This is a genomic window from Campylobacter concisus (assembly GCF_902460545.1).
Taxonomy (GTDB): domain Bacteria; phylum Campylobacterota; class Campylobacteria; order Campylobacterales; family Campylobacteraceae; genus Campylobacter_A; species Campylobacter_A concisus_AE.
The window spans coordinates 312,613-318,461 of the sequence record NZ_CABPUE010000001.1 but is presented as its reverse complement, the minus strand read 5'-3'; the positions used below and the strand labels follow the sequence as shown (position 1 = coordinate 318,461).

The window sequence follows — 5,849 nt, the reverse complement described above, 5'->3', positions numbered from 1 at the left end:
TTTAATTTTTATGAAAATTTTTTAAATTTCCCTTGACTTTTACCTTGTTTTGATATATAATTGCCACTTCACAAAATAGGTGCTGGTGTAGCTCAGTTGGTAGAGCTACTGCCTTGTAAGCAGTGGGTCGGCGGTTCAAGTCCGTTCACCAGCTCCATTTTTGTAACAGTGTTTGACCAGAAAATACCAAAATAGTTTATTAATGTTTAAGGTGAGATACTCAAGCGGCCAACGAGGGCAGACTGTAAATCTGCTGACTATGTCTTCCGTGGTTCGAATCCACGTCTCACCACCATTGTTGTGCGGGAGTAGCTCAGTTGGCTAGAGCATCAGCCTTCCAAGCTGAGGGTCGCGGGTTCGAGCCCCGTTTCCCGCTCCAAAATTTGGGAAAATAAACTGGGAGCTGTATCTAGATTTTACTAAACACAGTTATTCCTTATTTTATTTTCAAAATTTTTAGTTGTTTGTATTATTTAATTGGAATCATCTCTGCCAAGCGTTTTTCGCTCATATGGCTCAGAGGTAGAGCACTTCCTTGGTAAGGAAGAGGTCGCGGGTTCAAGTCCCGCTATGAGCTCCACTGGTTAATATGATTTTATTATGATTATACAAATTCGGTAAGAAAAAAAGACATATATCACATACGGAGGAAAAGATGGCTAAAGAAAAATTTTCACGTAACAAGCCGCACGTAAACATAGGTACTATTGGTCACGTAGATCATGGTAAAACTACATTAACAGCTGCTATATCTGCTGTTCTTTCACGCAAGGGACTTGCTGAGCTAAAGGATTATGATAATATTGATAATGCTCCAGAAGAAAAAGAGCGTGGTATTACAATTGCTACTTCACATATTGAGTATGAGACAGAGAAACGCCACTATGCCCACGTTGACTGCCCTGGTCACGCCGACTATGTAAAAAATATGATTACAGGTGCTGCGCAAATGGATGGAGCTATTCTGGTTGTTTCTGCAGCTGATGGCCCAATGCCACAAACTAGAGAGCATATTTTGTTATCACGCCAAGTTGGTGTTCCATATATTGTTGTTTTCATGAACAAAGCTGATATGGTTGATGATGCTGAGCTACTTGAATTGGTTGAAATGGAAATCCGCGAATTACTTAATGAGTATAATTTCCCAGGTGATGATACACCTATTGTTTCTGGTTCAGCACTTAAAGCCCTTGAAGAGGCAAAAGCTGGTCAAGATGGTGAATGGTCGGCAAAAATTATGGAATTAATGGACGCAGTTGATAGCTATATTCCGACTCCAGTTCGTGCAACAGATAAAGATCTTCTTATGCCAATCGAAGATGTTTTTTCGATTTCAGGTCGTGGTACAGTTGTAACTGGTAGAATTGAAAAAGGTGTTATAAAAGTTGGTGACACAATTGAAATTGTTGGTATTAAGCCAACTCAAACAACAACAGTTACTGGTGTTGAAATGTTTAGAAAAGAGATGGATCAAGGCGAAGCTGGTGATAATGTCGGTGTTCTTCTCCGTGGTACTAAGAAAGAGGATGTCGAGCGTGGTATGGTTCTTTGCAAACCTAAATCAATTACCCCTCATACAAAATTTGAAGGCGAAGTCTATATCTTGACAAAAGAAGAAGGTGGTCGCCATACTCCTTTCTTTAATAACTATAGACCACAATTCTATGTAAGAACAACTGATGTTACTGGTTCAATTACACTTCCAGAAGGAACTGAGATGGTTATGCCAGGTGATAATGTAAGAATTTCTGTTGAATTGATTGCTCCAGTAGCACTTGAGGAAGGCACTCGTTTCGCTATCCGTGAAGGTGGTAGGACTGTTGGTTCAGGTGTTGTTTCAAAAATACTTGGTTAATTTATAAAATTTTATCAAAGGGAGGATATCCCTTTGATATCTTAATAAGGACTTATATGAGAATTAAAATTGGTTTAAAATGCTCCGAAAGTGGTGATATAAATTATACAACAACTAAAAATAGTAAAACTACTACGGATAAAGTTGAACTTAAAAAGTATTGCCCAAGATTAAAAAAACATACTATTCATAAAGAAGTTAAATTAAAAAGTTAATTAAGAAGCTATTAGGGCAATAGCTCCAACGGTAGAGCGCTGGATTCCAAATCCAATGGTTGGGGGTTCGAATCCCTCTTGCCCTGCCACGACTAAGGTTAAGATTATGGAAAAAATTATAAATTATATTAGGCTTTCTAAATTGGAAATAATGAAGGTTATCTATCCTACAAAAGAACAAATTAGAAATGCTTTTTTTGCAGTTTTTATCGTAGTTGCTGTTGTATCACTTTTTTTAGCTCTTGTTGATGTTATTATGTCCTTTGTTTTATCTAAAGTTATATGATATAAGGGAAGAAGTAATGTCACATAAATGGTATGCTATACAGACTTACGCTGGAAGCGAAATGGCAGTAAAAAGAGGAATTGAAAACTTAGTAAAAGATCATGGAATAGAAGATCAACTAAAAGAAATTATAGTTCCTACAGAAGACGTAATAGAAATAAAAAATGGTAAGCAAAAAATCAACGAAAGGACTCTTTACCCAGGTTATGCTTTTGCGTGCTTAGATCTTGATACGGCTCTTTGGCACAGGATTCAATCTTTACCAAAAGTTGGACGTTTTATTGGTGAGGCCAAAAAACCTACGCCATTATCTGAAAAAGATATAAATACTATTTTGGAAAAAGTTCAAAAAAGGGCTGCACCAAAACCTAAGATATTCTTTGAGGATGGTGAGAGTGTTCGTATAACAGAAGGTCCTTTTGCTAACTTTACAGGTATTGTGGAAGAATATGACATGATACATGGTAAACTTAGACTTAATGTTTCTATTTTTGGTAGAAGTACCCCTGTTGATATTTTGTATTCACAAGTTGAGAAGATAATTTAAGGAGCAAGAAATGGCTAAAAAAGTTATAGGTGAAATAAAATTACAAATTGCTGCAACAAAAGCAAATCCTAGTCCACCAGTTGGTCCAGCTCTTGGACAAAAAGGTGTTAATATTATGGAATTTTGTAAAGCCTTTAATGAAAGAACAAAAGACATGGTTGGATTTAATATTCCAGTTGTTATAACTGTTTATGCTGATAAAAGTTTTACATTTATTACAAAACAGCCTCCTGCTACAGATCTTATTAAAAAGGCTGCAGGTATAACAAAAGGGACTGATAATCCTTTAAAAAATAAAGTAGGCAAACTAACAAAAGCTCAAGTTTTAGAAATAGTTGAGAAAAAACTTGTTGATTTAAATACAAATGATAAAGAGCAAGCAGCTAAAATTATTGCTGGTTCAGCTCGATCAATGGGTGTCGAAGTAATAGACTAAAACCTTTACCGTCAGGTTGATTAGCAAAAGACGGAAGCAATATATATGCGGAGAAATTTATGGGAAAAACTAGTAAGAGATTTCAAGAATTGCTCAAAAAAGTAGAGCAAGATAAAATTTATAACCTTAGTGAGGCTATTGATACAGTCAAAACTCTAGCTTCTGCTAAATTTAATGAAACAGTTGAGATTGCATTAAAATTAAATGTTGATCCAAGACACGCTGATCAAATGGTTCGTGGTTCAGTAGTTTTACCAGCTGGTACAGGTAAAACTGTAAGAGTTGCTGTTATTGCTAAAGATGCTAAAGCTGATGAGGCAAAAGCAGCTGGTGCTGATATTATTGGTGCAGATGATTTAGTCGAAGATATTCAAAAAGGCATAATGAATTTTGATGTTCTTATAGCTACTCCAAATTTAATGGGTCTTGTAGGTAAGGTCGGTAGAATTTTAGGACCAAAAGGATTAATGCCAAACCCAAAAACTGGCACAGTTACAATGGATGTTGCACAAGCTGTTAATAATGCAAAAAGTGGTCAAGTAAATTTTCGTGTTGATAAGCAAGGAAATATACATGCAGGTCTTGGTAAAGTTAATTTTACTAAAGAACAATTAAATGAAAATATTTCAACATTTATTAAAGCGATCAATAAACATAAGCCTGCAACCGCAAAGGGTAGATATATTAAAAATGCTTCGTTGTCTTTGACAATGAGCCCATCTATAGCTCTTGATACTCAAGAAGTTATGGACTTAAAATAAAACTAAAAATTAAAATTTATATCTTAGATTGGAGATAGCCGAGGCCATTGGGCTTAATTGATTCGACCCGCTCTGCTTGAAATTACCGGTCGGAAAGGAGAAAAAGTGACACGTAACGAAAAAACTAAAGTTGTTGCAAAATTAGAGAGTGAATTTAAAACTGCTGAAGCTATTGTAGTTTGTGACTATCGTGGCCTTTCAGTAAAGAAACTTGAAGTTTTAAGAAATTCTGCTAAAGAACAAAATGTAAAAGTTCAGGTTATTAAAAATACTCTTGCAAATATTGCTCTTAAAAATTCTGATAAAGTCGGAATGGAACTCAAAGATACAAATATCTATCTTTGGAGCGAAGATCAATTAGCAGTAACTAAAGTAGCCGCAAAATTTGAAGAGTCTAATGCTGATCTTTTCAAAATAAAAACAGCTTATATTGATGGCGAAGTTGCTAGCGTTGATAAAGTTAAAGCTCTATCTAAAATGCCTAGCCGTGATGAGCTTATTGCGATGCTTTTACAAGTTTGGAATGCGCCAATTCAAAATTTCACAATTGGTTTGAATGCGCTTAAAGAGAAAAAAGAACAATCAGCTTAATTTAAATTAAAAAAATAATAAGGATTAAAAATGGCAATTACTAAAGAAGATGTATTAGAGTTTATATCTAATCTTTCTGTACTTGAACTTAGCGAACTTGTAAAAGAGTTCGAAGAGAAATTTGGTGTTAGTGCAGCTCCTGTAATGGTAGCTGGTGGTGCTGTTGCAGCAGGTGGTGCAGTAGCTGCAGCAGAGGAAAAAACAGAATTTAACATTGTCTTGGTTGATTCTGGTGATAAGAAAATTAATGTTATTAAAGTTGTTAGAGCGCTTACTGGTCTTGGTCTTAAAGAAGCTAAAGACGCAGTTGAGGGAACACCATCTGTTCTTAAAGAAGGTGTTAGCAAAGATGAGGCTGAGGCAGCTAAAAAAGAGCTTGAAGAAGCTGGTGCTAAGGTTGAACTTAAATAATTTTTTATTATTTGAGCTTAATATTTCAAGAGAGGGCACAGGCTCTCTCTTTTTTAAATTTTAGATGCCTTGTTAAAAGGCTATACTTTTCTTTCAAAATTACCACGAGGTAGATGCAATGTTAAATAGCTTATACTCAGGAAATCGTCTTAGGGTTGACTTCTCTAATGTCGTTAAGGAGATAGACGTTCCGAACCTACTACAACTACAAAAAAAGAGCTTTGATAATTTTTTAAATCTAAATAACAATCAAACAGAAAGCGGTATAGAAAAAGTTTTCAAATCAATCTTTCCAATACATGATCCGCAAAATCGTTTGACTTTAGAATATGTTGGCTCAGAAATTGGAAAACCAAAATATACGATCAGAGAGTGTATAGAAAGAGGTCTTACATACTCTGTAAATTTAAAGATGAAAATACGTCTTATCGTTCATGAGAAAGATGATAAGACAGGTGATAAAGTCGGTGTTAAAGATATAAAAGAACAAGAAATTTTTATACGCGAAATTCCACTAATGACTGATAGAATTTCATTTATTATAAATGGTGTTGAGCGTGTTGTTGTAAATCAACTCCATAGAAGCCCAGGTGTTATTTTTAAACAAGAAGAGAGCGCGACTGTTGCAAATAAATTAATTTATACAGCTCAAATAATACCTGATCGTGGCTCTTGGCTACATTTCGAATATGACACAAAAGATATTTTATATGTTAGGATAAATAAACGTAGAAAAGTACCAGTAAC

The 5,849-nt window shown here is 35.1% G+C and carries 8 protein-coding genes, 5 tRNA genes and 1 pseudogene; all 14 read left to right on the top strand.

Going from position 1 to position 5,849, the window contains the following annotated elements; translation table 11 throughout:
• Nucleotides 1–81: 81 nt before the first annotated feature.
• A tRNA-Thr gene (locus FZ949_RS01570) sits at nucleotides 82–157 on the top strand.
• Between the two features lie 53 nt (nucleotides 158–210).
• Nucleotides 211–295: transfer RNA gene (locus FZ949_RS01565), tRNA-Tyr, on the top strand.
• A 7-nt stretch (nucleotides 296–302) separates the two neighbouring features.
• Nucleotides 303–379, top strand: a tRNA-Gly gene (locus FZ949_RS01560).
• A gap of 126 nt (nucleotides 380–505) precedes the next feature.
• A tRNA-Thr gene (locus tag FZ949_RS01555) sits at nucleotides 506–580 on the top strand.
• A 75-nt stretch (nucleotides 581–655) separates the two neighbouring features.
• Nucleotides 656–1,855, top strand: a complete 1,200-nt coding sequence (tuf, locus tag FZ949_RS01550; RefSeq protein WP_021090663.1) for an elongation factor Tu — start codon at nucleotides 656–658, stop codon at nucleotides 1,853–1,855.
• Nucleotides 1,856–1,911: 56 nt separating this feature from the next.
• Nucleotides 1,912–2,070 carry a 50S ribosomal protein L33 gene (gene rpmG / locus FZ949_RS01545; RefSeq protein WP_035167196.1) on the top strand — a complete coding sequence of 53 codons (159 nt, stop codon included), beginning with the start codon at nucleotides 1,912–1,914 and terminating at the stop codon, nucleotides 2,068–2,070.
• Nucleotides 2,071–2,083: 13 nt separating this feature from the next.
• Nucleotides 2,084–2,159, top strand: a tRNA-Trp gene (locus FZ949_RS01540).
• A 17-nt stretch (nucleotides 2,160–2,176) separates the two neighbouring features.
• On the top strand, nucleotides 2,177–2,356 hold the full coding sequence (gene secE, locus FZ949_RS01535) for a preprotein translocase subunit SecE (protein ID WP_035167317.1): 180 nt from the start codon (nucleotides 2,177–2,179) through the stop codon (nucleotides 2,354–2,356).
• A gap of 16 nt (nucleotides 2,357–2,372) precedes the next feature.
• Nucleotides 2,373–2,903, top strand: coding sequence for a transcription termination/antitermination protein NusG (nusG, locus tag FZ949_RS01530; RefSeq protein ID WP_021090793.1), 531 nt, complete (start codon nucleotides 2,373–2,375; stop codon nucleotides 2,901–2,903).
• A gap of 10 nt (nucleotides 2,904–2,913) precedes the next feature.
• A complete protein-coding gene (gene rplK, locus FZ949_RS01525; RefSeq protein WP_084040690.1) occupies nucleotides 2,914–3,339 on the top strand; it encodes a 50S ribosomal protein L11 in 426 nt (141 codons plus the stop codon).
• 59 nt (nucleotides 3,340–3,398) lie between these two features.
• Nucleotides 3,399–4,100 carry a 50S ribosomal protein L1 gene (gene rplA / locus FZ949_RS01520; RefSeq protein WP_103580599.1) on the top strand — a complete coding sequence of 234 codons (702 nt, stop codon included), beginning with the start codon at nucleotides 3,399–3,401 and terminating at the stop codon, nucleotides 4,098–4,100.
• A gap of 105 nt (nucleotides 4,101–4,205) precedes the next feature.
• The gene (gene rplJ / locus FZ949_RS01515) at nucleotides 4,206–4,691 is read left to right on the top strand and encodes a 50S ribosomal protein L10 (protein WP_103580600.1); all 486 of its coding nucleotides are present in this window, start codon (nucleotides 4,206–4,208) and stop codon (nucleotides 4,689–4,691) included.
• 30 nt (nucleotides 4,692–4,721) lie between these two features.
• On the top strand, nucleotides 4,722–5,102 hold the full coding sequence (gene rplL, locus FZ949_RS01510) for a 50S ribosomal protein L7/L12 (RefSeq protein ID WP_103580601.1): 381 nt from the start codon (nucleotides 4,722–4,724) through the stop codon (nucleotides 5,100–5,102).
• A gap of 118 nt (nucleotides 5,103–5,220) precedes the next feature.
• Nucleotides 5,221–5,849: pseudogene (locus FZ949_RS01505) on the top strand (DNA-directed RNA polymerase subunit beta); the annotation flags it as partial.